At 36.0% G+C, this 18,943-nt stretch carries 11 protein-coding genes, 1 tRNA gene and 1 pseudogene; all 13 read left to right on the forward strand.

All coding sequences use genetic code 11. The features are described 5' to 3' along the window. Nucleotides 1–994, forward strand: a pseudogene (locus HMPREF1140_RS08995) (N-acetylmuramoyl-L-alanine amidase family protein); the annotation flags it as partial. 17 nt (nt 995–1,011) lie between these two features. Beyond that, entirely contained in the window at nt 1,012–5,910 is a 4,899-nt protein-coding gene (locus tag HMPREF1140_RS13570; RefSeq protein ID WP_009663569.1) for an InlB B-repeat-containing protein, read from the forward strand. Nucleotides 5,911–6,047: 137 nt separating this feature from the next. Next, nucleotides 6,048–7,058, forward strand: a complete 1,011-nt coding sequence (locus HMPREF1140_RS09005) for an asparaginase (RefSeq protein WP_009663574.1) — start codon at nt 6,048–6,050, stop codon at nt 7,056–7,058. A gap of 21 nt (nt 7,059–7,079) precedes the next feature. Beyond that, entirely contained in the window at nt 7,080–8,483 is a 1,404-nt protein-coding gene (locus tag HMPREF1140_RS09010) for a CAP domain-containing protein (protein WP_009663554.1), read from the forward strand. A gap of 210 nt (nt 8,484–8,693) precedes the next feature. Continuing rightward, on the forward strand, nt 8,694–9,191 hold the full coding sequence (gene infC / locus HMPREF1140_RS09015) for a translation initiation factor IF-3 (RefSeq protein WP_007591878.1): 498 nt from the start codon (nt 8,694–8,696) through the stop codon (nt 9,189–9,191). Nucleotides 9,192–9,219: 28 nt separating this feature from the next. Beyond that, nucleotides 9,220–9,417, forward strand: coding sequence for a 50S ribosomal protein L35 (gene rpmI / locus HMPREF1140_RS09020; RefSeq protein ID WP_007591879.1), 198 nt, complete (start codon nt 9,220–9,222; stop codon nt 9,415–9,417). Between the two features lie 27 nt (nt 9,418–9,444). After that, complete coding sequence (rplT, locus tag HMPREF1140_RS09025) at nt 9,445–9,801, forward strand: 50S ribosomal protein L20 (protein WP_007591881.1); 357 nt, start codon at nt 9,445–9,447, stop codon at nt 9,799–9,801. Between the two features lie 54 nt (nt 9,802–9,855). Beyond that, a tRNA-Leu gene (locus HMPREF1140_RS09030) sits at nt 9,856–9,939 on the forward strand. Between the two features lie 90 nt (nt 9,940–10,029). Beyond that, complete coding sequence (locus tag HMPREF1140_RS09035) at nt 10,030–11,775, forward strand: ABC transporter ATP-binding protein (RefSeq protein ID WP_009663581.1); 1,746 nt, start codon at nt 10,030–10,032, stop codon at nt 11,773–11,775. Next, nucleotides 11,775–13,673, forward strand: coding sequence for an ABC transporter ATP-binding protein (locus HMPREF1140_RS09040; RefSeq protein WP_009663567.1), 1,899 nt, complete (start codon nt 11,775–11,777; stop codon nt 13,671–13,673). The genes HMPREF1140_RS09035 and HMPREF1140_RS09040 overlap by 1 nt, the downstream gene beginning before the upstream one ends. A 50-nt stretch (nt 13,674–13,723) precedes the next feature. Further along, entirely contained in the window at nt 13,724–14,077 is a 354-nt protein-coding gene (locus HMPREF1140_RS09045) for a zinc-ribbon domain-containing protein (RefSeq protein ID WP_009663556.1), read from the forward strand. A 212-nt stretch (nt 14,078–14,289) separates the two neighbouring features. Next, nucleotides 14,290–15,837, forward strand: coding sequence for a hypothetical protein (locus tag HMPREF1140_RS09050; RefSeq protein ID WP_009663564.1), 1,548 nt, complete (start codon nt 14,290–14,292; stop codon nt 15,835–15,837). 304 nt (nt 15,838–16,141) lie between these two features. Beyond that, nucleotides 16,142–18,706, forward strand: a complete 2,565-nt coding sequence (locus HMPREF1140_RS09055) for an RICIN domain-containing protein (RefSeq protein WP_009663539.1) — start codon at nt 16,142–16,144, stop codon at nt 18,704–18,706. Nucleotides 18,707–18,943 lie beyond the last annotated feature (237 nt).

Genomic DNA, 18,943 nt, shown 5'->3' on the forward strand with positions numbered 1-18,943 from the left:
CAACAGAAAAGAAGTTGCAAAGGCAAGAGTAGATCTTGGTGGTACTATAGAAGAAGCAAAGATCCTCACAGGAGACCCATACCTTAAGGTAGCAGAAGTTGCTGAAATAAATGAGGCTATAGCACATGCACTTGAGACACTTAGACAGGCAAGAGATCTTGTATCTCCTGACGGAACTACATATCTCAGACAGGCAAACTATGCAGAGCTTCAGCAGGCAATAGATGCACTTAGAAGACTTATTGACAAGTATTCAAAGATAGCAGCCGACAGAGCCGGAGACAGAAACAGAAGAACCGGCGGTGCCAGCGGTGGCGGTAACTCTTCAAGTGGTAGAGGAAGTAGACTTTTGACACCGGGAGAGAAGTCACAACAAAATACAGCTATCAATGAAAACAGTAATGTAAGAGCATTCGTACTTGGTGTAGACGGTGCTTGGGAGACAAACCCTGTAACAGGCGGATGGTCATTCGTACTTAATGGTGGAACACCTATCAATGATATGTGGGGTATGATTACATTCAACGACAATACAGGTAAGAAGGTATCACGTTGGTATTACTTTGACGGACGCTCAACAATGGCAACAGGTTGGGTATATGACTCAAAGAACGGTAACTGGTACTATATGAATACAACACCGGGTCCTGAGCTTGGCCAGATGGTAACAGGTTGGGTAAAGGATGAAAAGACAAATAAGTGGTATTATATGAATGATAATACAGGTATCCTAGAGACAGGATGGCATTTGGATAAGCAGGATGGAAGATGGTATTACCTAAACCAGAATGGTGAAATGCTTGTCGGATGGCAAAATATTGGTGGAAAGTGGTATTACTTCAATGCCAATGCTCCACAAAATACTTATGTATGGGATGCTAATGCTTTCAAGTGGAACTATTTGAATAATAGTACAAGACCATTTGGATCTATGTATGCAGGAGAAAAGACTCCTGACGGATATAGTGTAGATGCAAACGGTGCTTGGAATTAAGTGACATAGGAGAGAGAATGAAAAGAAAGACAATAAAAGCAAAATTGGCTGCCGTATTGTCTGCCGGCATGTTATTTACCATGCTGGCACCGGCAAAGCCGGCATATGCTGCAGATGTAACTATAACATTTGATTTTGATACGAATACACCTTCATTGGATCCTGGTATTGCTCCACATCAAATTACACATCAAATTACAGTGAGTGGTCCGTTGGGTGCCCCTATAAATACTAATTCAGCAGGTCTTCAGACAGATGCAAATGGTGTTTTACTTCCATGGGGGAATGGAACTACTTATCCAACACAACCAGATGGCACAGGATATACAGGAAAAGTTGGTGGAAAAATATGGGGCAAAGATTTAACGGGAGTAGTAGATGGACTGGATTTGATTGGATATAAGATAAGTGAATTCAGAAAAGCACCAGGTGCTGGTGACTTTCCTAGAAGTAAGTTAGATAGTGGAAGATATCAAGCTACAACTTATTATGCGACTCTTGTACCTGACGAGAATGTTACATCAGCAATGAAATTAGATATAAAACATTTACCGGATACAACTGATCCTGATACAACATATTTTCCTGTACCGGCTGGTACTCCTAAAGAGCATAAAGTAATGTATGAGGTTTTTACAACACCTTATACAATACCGGGATATGATATACAAAGCTTAAAGGTATCAGGTCCGGGTGTTGGAAGTGTGGCTAAACAGGTTGAAAAAACACTATCCGGTACAGAATTAAACATAGGTTCACCTTATACACTAAAATTTCTGACCACAAATAAAGATGTTAATATCGAGTATAGGTATAAAGTTAATAATGATAAATTTTCGTTAAAGGTTGTTGATAAAATATGGGATTATACAGGTAGTATAACCAATCCTGTTCGTGGTACTGTAAAGTCTCAGAATCAAAGGGCTATTCCTACGGTTTCAAACCAGAAGGTACTTACATCTGTTGACGCTGCTGACATAAAAGCAAATAGTAAATATGTTAATATAGCATCTTCTGCTTCAAGTACTCCAAGCAGATATATACTTGATCCTGTAAATCCTGTGACCATTACATATGATTGGGGAGTTCCAAATGCTACAACAGGAAGGTTTACGCTGGATAAAACCGGTGATGATTTTAATCTTACTAATCCGGATCCAAACAAGAAACCTCTTGATACAATAATACCGGCAAAAGATGCAGCCAATTATCAAAGTATAAAGGTTGGTAATGCTGCCAGTGGATATAAAATTACCGGACAGCTTCCAAACCAAGGGGTAACCGTAACATATAATTACTATGAAAATCCGGCTTATTATAAAGTTATAAATGTACAATATTCTGATAATGAGGGAAAGAATATATTTGATAAAGTGAAGGAAGCAAATCCTAATGCATTTACAGATATATCAACAGTCGTTCCTCCTGCTGAGCCGGCCATTGGTGTAATGTATACAGATGGTAATAATGTATATATGAGAGTAGCTGTTTCAAATAAGGATTATGATATTCCTGTTCCGGTATTAGACAATTATATCAGTACAGGAACAGATGTGAATAAATTACCAACCATAAAAACTGATAATATTGCAGACTTTAGAAGCTCATATTCATATAAATATTTAAATACTAATCCCGCACATTATAATCAAACAGAACCTAATGCAAATGAAGCCGGATGGTCAGATACTAATCCTAAATACACTATAAGTATTGACAAAGATGGAGATAATACACCGGACTCACCTGATAAAGATGCAAATTTAGTTATAACATACACAATTGATCCAACAAAGGTGGCAAATGTGGTAGCTTCAAGTGTAGGAACAGGAAAACTTTTAGTTGATAAAGGTCTTGCAACAGAACATGAATATGGAACCGGTAATAAAGATATAAAGCAGTTAACAAGGAAAAACAGTTCAGTTCCAAACCACTATTCATTGGAAATTCAAGAGTCAGATTTGCCGACTCCTGAACCCGCAGTTGGATACAGATTTGCAGGATGGAAATATAACAGTGTTGATATCACATCATTCCCTGCTACTATAAATGTGCCAAACTCAACTAACAGTGCATCTATTATTGCAACATTTGAAAAGAATGTAAACCAGTGGAATGTTTATACACTTAAAGAAGGTAACAATCATGTTCAAATAGTTAATGGAGATGAATCTACAGCTACAACAGAGAATGTCAATGCCGGAGGTTCATTATTGACATACATCCCATTTAGTGCATTAGATAACTTTACTCAAGGTACAGCTATTATTGTAGATCCGGGATATACAGCTACATGGTATTATAGATACTATGACAATGTAGAGAGAAAGTATAAGTATGATGAGTTGAGTCCAACAACAGATATAAGAAATATGAATGGTGAAACATTTGTAGTATTTGCTTATAACACTCCATTTGCAACACCATATACACCTATAGCTACAGGTGAGATTGATAATAATGGAAAGCCTATAATTACTGTAGATACTCAATTACCTTCTACAATGGATTCCAGATTGAACTATGTAGTTACAGATGCAGGCGGAAATGTAGTTGCAGTTTTATCCGGTGCTGAAATAATGACAAATGGTGGAAATATTACAGGTGATTTCCTTACACCTGGAAATACATATAATGTTGCCACAGCACTTTCTACAACACCGATAACAGTGGGAGATCCTATTCCTACAGGAGTAACCGGTGTAAGTACGAATAGTACAACTCAAATTCCTGTAGCGCCTACACCAATGGTTACAGAGGATTACTCAAATCCAGGTAAAGCAAGCATCACAATAACACCTACAGCACCTAATACAGAGTATGCATTAGTGGATAACAATGGAAATACTGTTTATCCTTTTACAACTCCGACAAATGATTCACGTGGAGTTGGAACAGTAACATTTGGGAACTTAGATCCGGGAACAACATATCATATTGTACCAAGACCGTTAGGAAGTACTGATACACCGGCACAAAGACAGGCAGCAGGTGCAGATTTACCTGTAGCTACAAATAACTTTGGTTTAAGTGTAAATACATTTGATATAACTGTAGTTGGAAGTAACAGTCTATTGCCTGTTATGTATAAATTAGGAAATGCAGATGTAACGCTTGCTCCAACAGATAATATTAATGATATGTTAAGGGGAGTCACACCTGGAACACATGTAGAGATAGTCGCATATCCACTTGATAATAATTCAAACACATTTAGAGAGTGGAAGGTTGTAAATGGAGATTTCTCCGGAACAACTAATGCCAGAATATCTTTCACAATGCCGAATAAGCCTGTAAAAATTCAGGCAATGTATGATGTAGCAGGCTTATACTGGGATGATAATATATACAATGATAATATAGGCTCAGGAAAACATATTGGAGTGATAAATCCTGTTATTTTAGATACCGGTAGATTTAGAGTCGTTATTGATAAGGATAGTGTATCTAACCCATTTAAGACACTTGTGGAAGATACCCTTACAGATCACTATCATCCAATATTTGCTATGACAGCAAAGGTTCAGAAGTTAAATACCTTAACTAATGTTTGGGAAGATTATCCAGGTAATATTGATCTTGATACAACTGTTGAAACAGGAGCACTACTGTCAACCAGAGATTACATGTTACATGAGGTTGCAACAGGTTCAAATGCTGTTACAGCATTAAATGGGGATTATGAGAATCCTTCAGCAACATATCCGGGACAGTTTAATGTAACTTTGAAGTCAGGTAATACCTACATATTTGGATATACAACACCAGCTATATATAAAGTTAAGGTAAGAGATAATAGAGATAATGATCTTATAACAACCCTTACTCTTAGGTCTACAGAGACAGTTCAAGATAAGGCAAATTTATACTCACATAAGATAAGCAGGGATTATATCGATAACAATGGTATAACATGGCATTATGAAGGTTTGAGTACGGACAAAAATACATATCAGGAATATGATCCTACACTAAGAGTTACTTCAGATGAAACAGTTTATGTGTTCTATTCAAATGACAAAATTGAAAGACTAAAAGCTGAAAGGGACTTAAAGTCTGCAGTGACTACAGCAAGAAATAATTTGAATAATTATGATGCACCTTCACAGGCATTGTTATTAGCACAGTTGGCTGATGCTCAGGCAGTAATTGATAGGATAAATAGAAAGTCATCGACATCTGAATTAGAGGCTGCACTTGATGCATTAAATAATCTTATTGCTACACTACAGCCAAGAAGATCCTCCGGTGGCGGCTCTTCAAGCGGCGGTGGCCGTGGCTCTTCAGGCGGCGGTAGCGGTCGTGGAAGCTCAGGTGGTGGCGCAGCATCTTCAAATACAGGAAGAGGCAGAGCGAACACATTGTCAGGATCAACACCTATTGCAGTAGGAGTAGGCGGAAACTGGGAACTTATTAACCCTGAAGAAGCAGCTAAGAATCTTGATAATTCAAAGTGGATCTTTAAGCTTACAACAGGTGAGAGAGTAACAGGATGGCAATTACTCAGTTATACTTTTGAGGGTAGAACAAAGGTTGAATGGTATCACTTTGAACAGGACGGTATCATGGATAGCGGATGGTTCTTAGACAGAGATACAAACAAGTGGTATTATCTTTCAATGAATCATGACGGTTTCTTTGGTGAGATGATTAAGGGATGGCACCATGATCCTGATGATACAAGATGGTATTTCCTTGACAGAAATGACGGTCATATGCATGTATCATGGGATAAGATCGATGGAAACTGGTATTTCTTCAATCCTAATCCACCGGCTCAGACATGGTTCTTTGACAATACTACAGGTCGTTGGAACTATGGAGACAATAAGGATATAAGACCGCTCGGTTCTATGTATGTTAACGAAGAGACTCCTGACGGATTTCATGTAAATGCCGACGGAGCATGGAGATAATATTGTCTGATCTGTTTTCAGACGAAATGGTGAACGCCTCGATTCGTTCGGGGCGTATCACCTAAAATAGGGTAATTATTCTACTTGAGTTTTGCCTTATTTGAATGTATTCTAATATATCGAATAAGGAGTACACCATGAAGAAGATTTTAGTGATAGGAACAGGTGGAACAATTGCTTCAAAGCAAATGGGTGAGGGATTGTCACCGGCACTCTCGGCACCTGAAATTTTGACATTTGTACCTGAAGTGGAAAAACTTTGTGAGATAGATGTATTGCAGGTTTGTAATATTGACTCTACAAATATTACACCGAGTATCTGGCAGGATATAGCGAGAGCTATTGAAAAAAATTATGATTCCTATGACGGTTTTGTAATTTTACACGGTACGGATACTATGGCATATACTTCGGCGGCTCTCAGCTATATGATACAAAATTCCAGAAAGCCTATAGTTATTACAGGAGCTCAAAAGCCGATAAGTACAGACGGTACAGATGCAAAATTAAATTTAAGAGACAGTATTCTCTATGCATGTGATGATTATTCTCAGAATGTTGTTCTGGTATTTGACGGTAATGTAATTGCCGGTACCAGAGCAAAGAAGATGATGGCAAAATCATTCAATGCGTTTCATAGTGTGAATTTCCCGGTACTTGCAAGAATCCAGGAAAAACACATAATACGATACATTCCATACATACCTATGAGAGAGAGGGTAAGATTCTTCCTTGACTTAAGTGATTCGGTATGTGTATTAAAAATGATTCCGGGTATGAAAGAGGGCATGCTTGGATATTTATTTGATAACTATGATTGCATTATTATAGAGAGTTTCGGAGTTGGGGGTATACCCGACAATATGCTTGATAAATTCTATGAAGAGATGGAGAAGTGGCAGGAAATGGGCAAATTCATTGTCATGGCGACTCAGGTTGTAAATGAGGGCTCCAATATGGAGATTTATCAGGTAGGTCAAAAAATCAAAAAAGATTTCAGTCTAATAGAGGCATATGATATGACATTGGAGGCAACAATTACGAAATTGATGGTCCTGTTGAAAAGGTATACATCATATTCCGATCTTAGAAGAGCTTTCTATGAAGAAGTAAATTATGATATATTATGTGCCTTTGAAGGACTGTAAAGTTTTATTTTGGAGATTGAAATGGGTTTAAGCAAGAAAATCTTGGGATTAATTTTTGTTTGTTTTACAAGTTGTTTATTATCAATGATTGCTTTAGCATCACCTCCTGTTTTAGAGGGATGGAGGCAAAATGATATAGGGTGGTGGTATAGGCAGGTCGATGGCACATACCCGAGTGATTCTTGGAAAAACATAAATAAAAAGTGGTATTATTTTAATGATAACGGTTACATGGTGGAAGATTCATGGGTGGAAAACTATTATCTGGGTTCGGACGGTGCTATGCTTGTAAATACAATAACGCCTGATGGTTACTATGTACTTGATAACGGAGAGAGAATAGAAGAGAGCTTACCGGCAAATCAGACCGGAATTACTGCCAATGTTCACAAGCCGAATGTTGATAAAAGAGAATTGGAAAGCTTGATTGGTCCGGGTGCGGAGTTAAGCGAGTATTATAAGAATGAAGTTTTGGGAAATAGTGTAGATTCTTTGGCCGATGAGGTTATCAAAGAGGTATCTACTGAAAATGACACTGTATCAGAGACATTGGATTCTTTGGCCGATGACGGTATCAAAGAGGTATCCGGTGAGAATAATGCAGTAGAAGCTGATACTTCAAATCTATTCAAAGAAACAAAAGTATTGGAAAACACAAATAATAATATCGGACCTGTGGCTGACAATACAGCTTCCGATTCAAATAATATCGGACCGACTGCCACCAAAGACAATGATACTACAAATCAGGTGGTACCAGGTGCTAATGATGGCAACGTTACAAATCAGGTGGTGCCAAGTGATAATGACGGCAACGTTACAAATGTTCCTACAACTGTAATTACAAACGATAATGTTGAAGGAGACACAAGAGCAAAGATCATTGCTGAACTTAGAGAATACGGACTGAGTGAAGCAGAAGCAAATTTATATTATTTGATAAATGAGTACAGAGAGAGTCTTGGACTTTCTAAGTTGTCATTCTCAAAATCTCTTACAAGTGTTGCAAGAGCCCATGTAAAAGATTCACATGATTACACACCAAGGCTTCAGCTTGATGAAAGAGGAATCCAGGGCAATCTTCACAGCTGGTCTAATAACGGAAATTGGAGCGGTGGAGCATACACACCCGATCATGAACATGCACAAATCATGTGGGATAAGCCAAGCGAGTTGACGGACTATGCGGGAGCAGGATATGAAATATCCGTATACCACAGTATCGGAATAGATCCTAAGTTGGCTCTTGATTTATGGAAGAGTTCTTCAGGTCATAATGAAGTAATAATAGGTGATAATGACTGGTCATTTATAACAACTATGGGAGTGGCTATGGATAAAAATTATTCTCATGTCTGGTTTGGAGGAGATGAAGATCCGGCAGGTTATTATGACATTGAAGGATATGAAGTAATACATCCATAAAAACAAAAAAACTTATTGACAAACAAAAAGAAAACTGATAACATAGACACGTTGAAAGAAAGCAGGTTCGCCTCACCTTAGCACAGGAGTGACTTTGGTTCATATAAGCATTTTTTGATTTTTGATTAAATGATTATTTGGGCGGATAGTTTTCTATCTGCCTTTTTATATTGGTAAAGAAAATGGAGGTATAAAGGTATTAGCGAACAATTGATTAACGAACAGATTAAAGCTAAAGAAGTTCGTCTTATTTCATCAGAGGGTGAACAGTTAGGTGTAGTTTCAATAAATGAGGCAAGGGAAAAAGCAGAGGAAGCAGGCTTGGATTTGGTTCTTATTGCTCCAACAGCTAAACCCCCTGTTTGTAAAATTATTGATTATGGTAAATTCAGATATGAACTTGCCAGAAAAGATAAGGAAGCAAAGAAAAAACAAAAGACAATAGAAGTAAAAGAGGTTCGTTTATCTCCAAATATTGACACTAATGATCTTAATACTAAAGTCGGTTCAGCCAGAAAATTCTTGGAAAAAGGAAACAAAGTTAAGGTTACTCTAAGATTCAGAGGCAGAGAGATGGCAAGAATGTTCAAGTCGAAATATATTTTGGATGATTTTGCCGAAGCTCTTTCAGATGTGGCAACAATTGACAAACCTTCTAAGGCAGAAGGAAGAAGTTTGGTAATGTTTTTATCAGCAAAGAAGGCTTAAAGATATTGTAATAAAAGGAGGATTCATTATGCCAAAGCTAAAGACAAACAAAGCAGCAGCGAAGCGTTTTAAGAAAACAGGAACAGGTAAGCTTGTAAGAAACAAAGCTTATAAGTCACATATCTTAACTAAGAAGTCAACAAAGAGAAAAAGAAATCTTAGAAAAGATATCGTAACAGATGCTACAAACGCAAAAGTTATGAAGAAAATTTTACCATATCTATAAGTTGACGAAGGGTTAGGAGGTTTTTAAATGGCAAGAGTTAAAGGTGCTTTAAATGCAAAGAAAAGACATAATAGAGTTTTAAAACTTGCAAAGGGATATAGAGGAGCTCGTTCAAAGCAGTACAGAATTGCAAAGCAGTCTGTAATGAGAGCTTTAGCAAGTGCTTATGCAGGTAGAAAAGAGAGAAAGAGACAGTTCAGACAGCTCTGGATCGCAAGAATCAATGCAGCTGCAAGAATCAACGGTCTTTCATACTCAAAGCTTATGCACGGACTTAAGGTTGCAGGCGTTGATATGAACAGAAAGATGCTTGCTGAGTTGGCTGTAAATGATGCTGCAGGTTTTGCTAAGTTGGCAGAAGTTGCAAAATCTAAGCTTGCATAATATTCAGTATTGTATTATACTTGCCACGTAAGTAAATCTTACGTGGCGTTATAAGCAGAAATGGCGGAATTGGCAGACGCGCACGGTTCAGGTCCGTGTGATAGCAATATCATGAGGGTTCAAGTCCCTTTTTCTGCATGGAATTTATCTTAAATATTGAGAGGTATTTCATTTTAAAAGATTGTACATTATGTGCAATTTTTTTTTATATTAGAGAGGAGAAAACATATGTTAAAGGTATTGGCAAAATATATAAAAGAATATAAACTTGCTTCCCTGCTCACAATTGTATTTATAATTGGTGAAGTAATATTTGAATTACTTATACCGTATATGATGACATTTATAATTGATAAAGGTGTTGCAATTAATGATTTCAATGCGGTAATAAAATACGGTTCAATTATGATAGCGCTTGCCGTTCTCGGACTTATATGCGGTATTGCTGCAGGTATTTACGGTGCAAATGCTTCAGCCGGTTTTGCTAAAAATTTACGAGAAGGTATGTTTAGAAATATTCAAAATTTCTCTTTCTCAAATATTGATAAATTTTCAAGTGCAAGTCTTGTTACAAGACTTACTACAGATATAACCAATGTTCAAAATTCATACCAAATGATATTAAGAATGTTGATGAGAGCTCCGGCTACACTCATTTTTGCTCTGATTATGACTGTTTCTATCTCAAAAGACATGTCTGTTATATTCTTTGTTGCTATTTTCTTTTTAGCTACAGCCCTTGCTATTATAATTGCGGTAGCCTTTAAACTCTTTAATCAGGTATTTGAAAAGTATGATGCATTGAATGCAAATGTACAGGAAAATATTTCGGGTATAAGAGTTGTAAAATCATATGTACAGGAAAATAAAGAGATATCTAAGTTTGACAGAGCTATAACAAATTTATATACCTTGTTTGTAAAGGCGGAATCACTTGTTGTATTAAACAATCCTTTGATGATGCTTACAATATATGCCTGCATAATCGCACTGTCATGGTTTGGTGCAAAAAGAATTGTAGCCGGAGCATTAACAACAGGTGAACTTACATCTCTTTTTTCATATATAATGAGTATACTTATATCCCTGATGATGCTCTCGTTTGCATTTGTAATGATTACTTTATCTGAAGCAAGTGCAAAGAGAATTGCGGAAGTTTTGCAGGAGGAAAGTGATATTAAGTCAAAGGAAAATGCGTCCAAAAAGGTAAAGGACGGCAGCATCGACTTTGATAATGTAAGCTTTTCATATAAAGCAGGTATCGGAAAGCCTGTACTGTCAAATATAAATATTCATATAGCATCAGGTCAGACTATAGGAATAATCGGTGGTACAGGCAGTTCAAAGACATCTTTGGTAAATCTTATTCCAAGACTTTATGATGCCACACAGGGAAAAGTATATGTGGGCGGAAAGAATGTAAAGGATTATGACATAAAGAGTCTTAGAGATGCGGTAAGTGTGGTATTACAAAAAAATGTACTCTTCTCAGGCAGTATAATCGACAATCTTCGTTGGGGAAATGAAAACGCTACTCTGGATGAGATAAAGAGAGCCTGTGAACTTGCTTGTGCCGATGAATTTATAGAAAGAATGCCTGAAAAATATGATACATGGATAGAGCGTGGCGGAAGTAATGTATCAGGTGGACAAAAGCAGAGACTTTGTATTGCAAGAGCTCTTCTAAAAAACCCTAAGATATTGATACTTGATGACTCTACATCTGCTGTAGATACTGCTACAGATGCAAAGATAAGAAAAGCATTCAAAGAAGAGATACCGAATACTACCAAAATCATTATCTCTCAAAGAATATCATCCATAAAAGAGGCTGATAAGATCATTGTAATGGATAACGGTAAGATTGTGGGATTTGATACACATGAAAAATTGCTTGAGACTAATGAGATTTATAGAACTACAGCAAATGCGCAGTCTGAAGGTAATGCGGATTTTGATAAGGCAGGTGCATAATGTCGGGAATAAATAGAGAAAAAAGCGGTATAAATCAAACTATACAGGTTGTTGCAAGCGACAGCATGAAAAGAGTAATATCACTTGTATTAAAAAACTATAAAAAGAGTATCTTTGTTGTAATTATAGGAATATTGATATCGGCGGTAGTAAGTTCTCTGAGTGCTTCAGTTATGCAGGATATTATAGATAATTATATAATTCCCCTCACAAAAGAAAGTAATCCTGATTTCACACCATTGGCAATTGAGATAGGAAAACTTATTTGTATATTTTCGGTGGGTGTATTGGCATCATTTGCTTATAACAGGATAATGGTAAATGTGGGACAGGGAACCATGCGTGAGATCAGAAGAAATCTTTTTGCACATATGGAAAAACTTCCTATAAGATATTTTGATACACATTCACATGGCGATATCATGTCCATCTATACCAATGATACAGACACATTGCGACAGTTTATAGGTGTATCTTTCCCACAGCTCGTTGAGGCATTGCTTTCTTTAATTGCTGTATTTATTACAATGCTTATTTTAAGTCCTACGATGACTTTAGTATCTGTAATTATGATTATTATATCCGTACAGGCTTCAGGTAAGGCCGCAAGTATTTCAGGCAAATATTTCGGAATACAGCAAGCTACTCTTGGAAAAGTAAACGGATATATAGAAGAGATGATAAGCGGTCAAAAGGTTGTAAAGGTATTCAACTATGAAGATAAGAACATAAAAGGGTTTACATCCATAAATGATGAACTATGTGAGGCCGCTTCAAAAGCAAACGGATTTGCAAATATACTTATGCCTATAGTTGCACAAATCGGAAACTTAAGTTATGTAGTAATAGCTGTAGTTGGCGGCTACCTGGCTATAAACGGTCATTTCGGTGTGACAATAGGAACTATAGCTGCATTCCTTTCATTGGTAAAAGCATTTAACAGACCTTTTATGACTGTATCACAACAGCTCAATGCGGTAGTTATGGCGGCTGCAGGAAGTCAGAGAGTATTTGCACTTATGGATGAATCTGTAGAAGAAGATGAAGGATATGTTACACTGGTAAATGCAAAAATAGACGGTAAGGGAAATATATCAGAGTCAAAATCAAGAACCGGTATCTGGGCATGGAAGCATAAACATGATAACGGAGAAATCACTTATACAAAACTTGAGGGAGATATTGTATTTGAAAATGTCGACTTCGGATATGTACCTGAAAAGATAGTACTACATGATATAAATCTCTTTGCGAACAAGGGACAAAAGATTGCCTTTGTAGGTTCTACAGGTGCAGGTAAGACAACTATAACAAATCTTATAAACAGATTTTATGATATTCAAAACGGTAAGATAAGATATGACGGTATAAACATCGAAAAGATAAAGAAGGATGACCTTAGAAGATCTTTGGGTGTGGTTCTTCAGGAAACAAATCTCTTCTCAGATACTGTTATGGAAAATATTCGTTACGGTCGTCCTGATGCAACAGATGAGGAGTGTAGAGATGCTGCAAGACTGGCGAATGCAGACGGCTTTATAGAAAGACTTCCTGACGGATACAATACATTCCTTCATGAGGGCGGTGCAAATCTGTCACAGGGTCAAAAACAGCTCCTTTCTATCGCAAGAGCGGCCTTAGCAGATCCTCCTGTACTTATTTTGGACGAGGCTACATCTTCAATTGATACAAGAACGGAACAGCTTGTACAGGCCGGTATGGACTCCTTGATGGAAGGAAGAACTACATTTGTTATTGCCCACAGACTCTCAACCATTAAAAACTCGGATGTAATAATGGTACTTGAGCAGGGTAGAATAATAGAGCGTGGTTCACATGAAAGCTTGTTGGAACAAAAGGGAAGATATTATCAACTTTATACGGGAAAAGTGGTATAATAAAAATGTAGTATATATTTTTAGACCTGTAATTTAAGGAGAGTGCATATATGTTTTGTTCAAATTGCGGTAAACAGCTCGAAGACGGTGATAAAGTATGCGGTTTTTGCGGAAAACAGGCTGTACATACAGTTGCTAATGAAAATACTATAAGAAATGTTTCTGTTGAAAACACGGCAAATACCAATGAACTCGATGAACCAAGTACCGGTATAAATGTTTTATGTTTCTTTATTCCTATAATTGGCTTGACTCTATACTTTGCATGGAAGAATATGTACCCTAAAAAGGCAATAACAGCACTGAAGGTTGCTTTAATAGGATTTTTAACTTGGACGGTATTAAGCGTTGTATTAAGATTATCTATAGACTTTATAGTTTATTGGATGATTTCGAACATGTAATAATAATTGATGTATGAAATTTAATATTTAAGATAGAATAACGGTCGAAGCGGATTGCTTTGGCCGTTATTTTTTTGTAATATATACTTAAGAAAAATATTGACATTTTATTATATAAACCTTACGATAGTATTTAGATATATTAATTATAAATTAAATAGTAATATAATATATATAATATATGTAGCAGTTTGAGTTAAAGGGTGTATTACATGCAAGGACGCAGGATTTGTCAAAGTGATATAATTAAATATATAAATGAAGAGTTGGGTATTCCATATTCATCATTATGTACTGTTATAGATACGGTTAGACCTGGAAATATGGTGGAGCCTAGAATCAGTGAGATAAAACGTGGAAAAAGAAAGGGATACAAGGATCTTGAAAATCATGAGGACCTATTTTTTGATACATGCTTTACAATCAAAGATGAAGAGCTTGGATTTCAAAGGGTAAAGGAGTTTATTGAACGTGAAAAATTAATATTTCCTAATCATAAAGGTTTACAGGAAGATGATTATAAAACTTATTCTTTGCGAATGCTAAAGTATGGTCTGGAGAATTGTGAATTACCGTCCAGCCATAAAAATATTGTATTAGTTGAGGAAGACTTAGAATACATTAAAGAACCACGTGTAGTGACGGAAGATATATTGGATATAGTTGATATTGAGGAATCTTCAAATAAAATAGATATAAGTTCAAAAAACAGATATATAAACAGTTTGAAGGATAATTGGAACTATATATTTTTTTGCCTTGTTTTTTTGACACTTGGTTCGATAATATTCAGTATTTATAGGATTTCCGCAATGGATATATTCATTTGGATGAAGAATATGTCACCTGCTTTGTTTTCTTTTTTGACATTATTTATTTCGGTATCTACAGTGATTTTTGGGTTTGTTGATACAGGTATTGCAGTTTTTATCTATAATATAAAAAATAAAAACCGGGAAAAATTGACTTATAAAGACATATATATGATTGCCAAATACGGTGATAAAGACAAAATAATACAAGGGCGTGGAAGATATGATCTTGGAATAAGTCATATATGTTATTCATTATTTTGCAATATAACAGGAGCCCTATGTGCATTGGCTTTATACAGCTATTTAAAGAAACAGGAAAGCTTTGATACTTTTTTATTATCAAAGGATTTTTCTATAGTGGCAAATATAGCTCTAATGTTTGTATTGATATTGGTATTTGTAAACAGTTTCTTATTATTTACCAGAGAGCCTATGAAGGATTTCCATGATATAGAAGAAAACCCGGATACATTGAAAATCACAAGGTTAAGTGTCATAGCCAACAATGTTCATATAGCAGTAAATATATTTTTCTCGTCTATGGGAATACTGTTTTCATTTATGTATGGATTTTCAAGCTATAATGTAATGGGAAATATATCACCTATGTTTTGTCTTGTACTTATAGGATTGTATTCATATTTATGGTTTTCCTCAACATCGCCATATGCGGTAGAGTTCAATGCACAATGTGCGGGATCTTTTTTATTGCTGGCACCTTTTATAGCATCTGTTACCTCACTATATACAATTATGTGTTTTGACAACTCGACTTCATATATGATGGTTATAGGTGTAAATGTAATAGCTGTAATAGTATGGCTCGTATGCCTGATTTATAAAGAAGAGAGAAAATTAGCACCGGTGATGCGAAACAATAAGATTTATTTTTCTGTCTATGCATCACTTTTGGTTTTGTTTTTTATTATACTCAATTGTATTTAAATGTAATTTTATAAAATTGATTTTACCACCGTTTTAGTACGGTGGTTTTTTATTGTAAATTTTATGTACATTTTTTATAAAAAAGTCAATAAATATAAGGGTTACAGTACTTACACTAAAATTACACAGGGGTATGTAAGTTATTGGGATGGTACATTATATAAAAAAGGTTAAAATAAAACTGTATTTTGGGGGCAAATATTGCTACGTTAAACAAATAAATAAAATGTTGGAGGAATGTATATGCTTTAGTAGGAAAAATATTAATTTTAAAAAGAATAGAATTTATTATAAGGGGGATAAAATGAATAAACGTATTAATAAAATTATAGCAATCCTATTATCTATAGCAATAGTTTTTGCTAATCAAACAGTTGCATATGGAGGAATAGAACAACAGGATAATGAAGAGTTTTTGGAAGGATATGAGAATTTAAATATCGATGAAGACTTAGATATATCCAAATTTGCAACTCCATCTATAGCAAGTTTTAGAATGGCCAGTTTATTAAACACAGGTGTAGGATTTACTAGGAGAACCACAGCTCCTGAATATGGAAATGTATATTATTATAATGGGGCATATAATCCTTTTGCATATAATCAAGCTCTTATTGGAGAATGTACATGGTATGTTTGGGGAAGGGCTTATGAAATACTTGGACAACGGCCTAATATTTCAAGAGGTCAAGCAAAAGATTTTTACACATACAACCTAAATTCAGGAGCATATCCTTATGGAAACGAACCTAAATTGGGAGCTATTGCCTGTTTTGCACCAAATAATCATGCATATTGGACAGGACATGTAGCCATAGTAGAAGCTGTAGGTGGAGATGGCTCAGTAATACTTTCAGAGTATAATTTTGTATCCGTACATGCATTTTCTGCCAACAGATATCTCAATCCAACAGAGGCAAGAACATGGGTACAAGGATATATTTATTTAAGGCCTGACGATCCCGTCATACCTGATCATATCCCGGGACCTGTAGGCGGAAGTGATGATGATATAGCAGACGGCGACTATACTATACGTTCGGATGTGGCAGAAGGTAGAAGCTTAGGTTGGGAAGGTGACGGAAATACAAACGGACAGAATGTATGTTTAAAAGATTATTTTACATATGGTGATTATGTATGGACGCTTGAACGTCAAAGTGATGACAGTTTTATCGTAAAAACAAAGCAAGGTGGAAAACTTCTTGATATATTAGGTGGACCATATTCATATGGAAATGAAAAGAATGCGATTATGTGGGACTATGTACAGGGAAATGATAATCAAAGATGGTACATAGTAAGAAACGGCAGTGGATATAGATTTATTGCTAAACATTCAGGATATTCATTGGATGTAAGAAACGGAGATACTACTGACGGCAATAATATATACCAATATTATCCTAATGAATCTACAGCACAAAGATTCTATCTTGAAAAACATGATTTTCCAAATGTAGAAGAAACAAGTGCAAATGATTTAAAAGATAATGCTACTTACATAATTCGATCAAAACTGGATGTATCAAAAGTAATTACGTCCGAGTCTGATTCAAGTGGTGCAAACGGTAAAAATATATACCTATATGATTATAATTCGCCTAATTTACCTTCAACACAGATTTGGAAGCTTGAGAAGCAGTCAGACGGAACATTTCTTATAAAGAATACATACAATAATAAATATATGGATGTAGTATGGTATTCCTTGAGCAACAGAGCAAATATATACAGCTGGGAAAGGCATTATAATCCAAGTGAGAGCTGGTATATTGTGAAAAACAATGATACTGAGGGAACATATAGAATTGTAAATAAGAATTCAGGTAAAGTTGTGGATATAACCGGAGGTCAAACAGCAAACGGTACTAATGTGCAACAATATATTTGGCATGAGCATCCGGCACAAATGTTCTTCTTTGAAAGAGTTCCTGCTACGATAGAATATACAGTTACATTTAAGACAGATGATAACAATATAATATCAACTCAGATAGTAGAAGAAGGTAATCCTGCATTTGCACCGCAAGCGCCTTATAGAGAAGGGTATGAATTTGTAGATTGGGAAGGTGATTACAGCAATATACTCTCAGATACTGTTATAATTGCTAAGTACAATAAATTGCCTGAGAATAATAATGGAACAAATACCGGCAATAATAACAATAATGCACCAAATATAGGAAGTTCAAGTAATAATACAGCTAATTCCGGCAATAATGTGGTAAATAATACAGGTACAAATCCAAGTAATAGTGGAAATAATACAGGTGGTAATCTAAATATCGGAAACGGTAATAATATTGTCGGAACAAATGCAGGTAATACAAATAGTAATACCGGAAATAATATAGGAAATACAGCAACCGATACTACAAAGAAAAGTAAAGGTGGTTCATCATCGGGAGGCGGAGGCGGCTCACGTTCCGGTGGTGGAGGTGGCGGTGGATCACGTTCAGGAGGAAGCAGTGGCTCACGCTCCGGTGGCAGCGCTGCTAAAACTTCTCAAAATTCAACTTCTATACATCAGGGAAGTGTATCATGGCAAAGAGATAACAAAGGATGGTGGATAAAGAACAGTGACGGCTCATATCCAAGAAATGAGTGGAAGCTTGTTAACAACAGTTGGTATTTCTTTGATTCACAAGGATACATGTTCACAGGTTGGTTAAATTCAAATGGAAGTTGGTACTACATGAATACAGACGAAGGTAGTAACAACGGAAAGATGGTCACAGGTTGGAGAGCAGTATCAGGAAAATGGTATTATCTAAGCACCGCTACAGACGGTAGTGGAGGAAAAATGCTTCTGAATACAACAATAGACGGCTACAGATTAGGTGCTGACGGGGCATGGGTAAAATGATAATTTGGTATGGGGTGAATCACCCCATACCAATAATAGCAACTAAAAATATATATTATTTAATATTATTTTTATTATATAAATAAAGGAGAGAAACATGGTATACAAAGAAGGACATAGTTCATATGGACATTGTTGGATTGAGGGCGACGGTATAAATTTTTGGTAAACTGCCTGTCAAAAAGTCGAGTTAATTAAAGGATAAAATACTAGACTTAAGGTTTGCTCATTGTCTTA

Source organism: Lachnoanaerobaculum sp. ICM7 (assembly GCF_000287675.1).
Classification (GTDB): Bacteria; Bacillota; Clostridia; order Lachnospirales; family Lachnospiraceae; genus Lachnoanaerobaculum.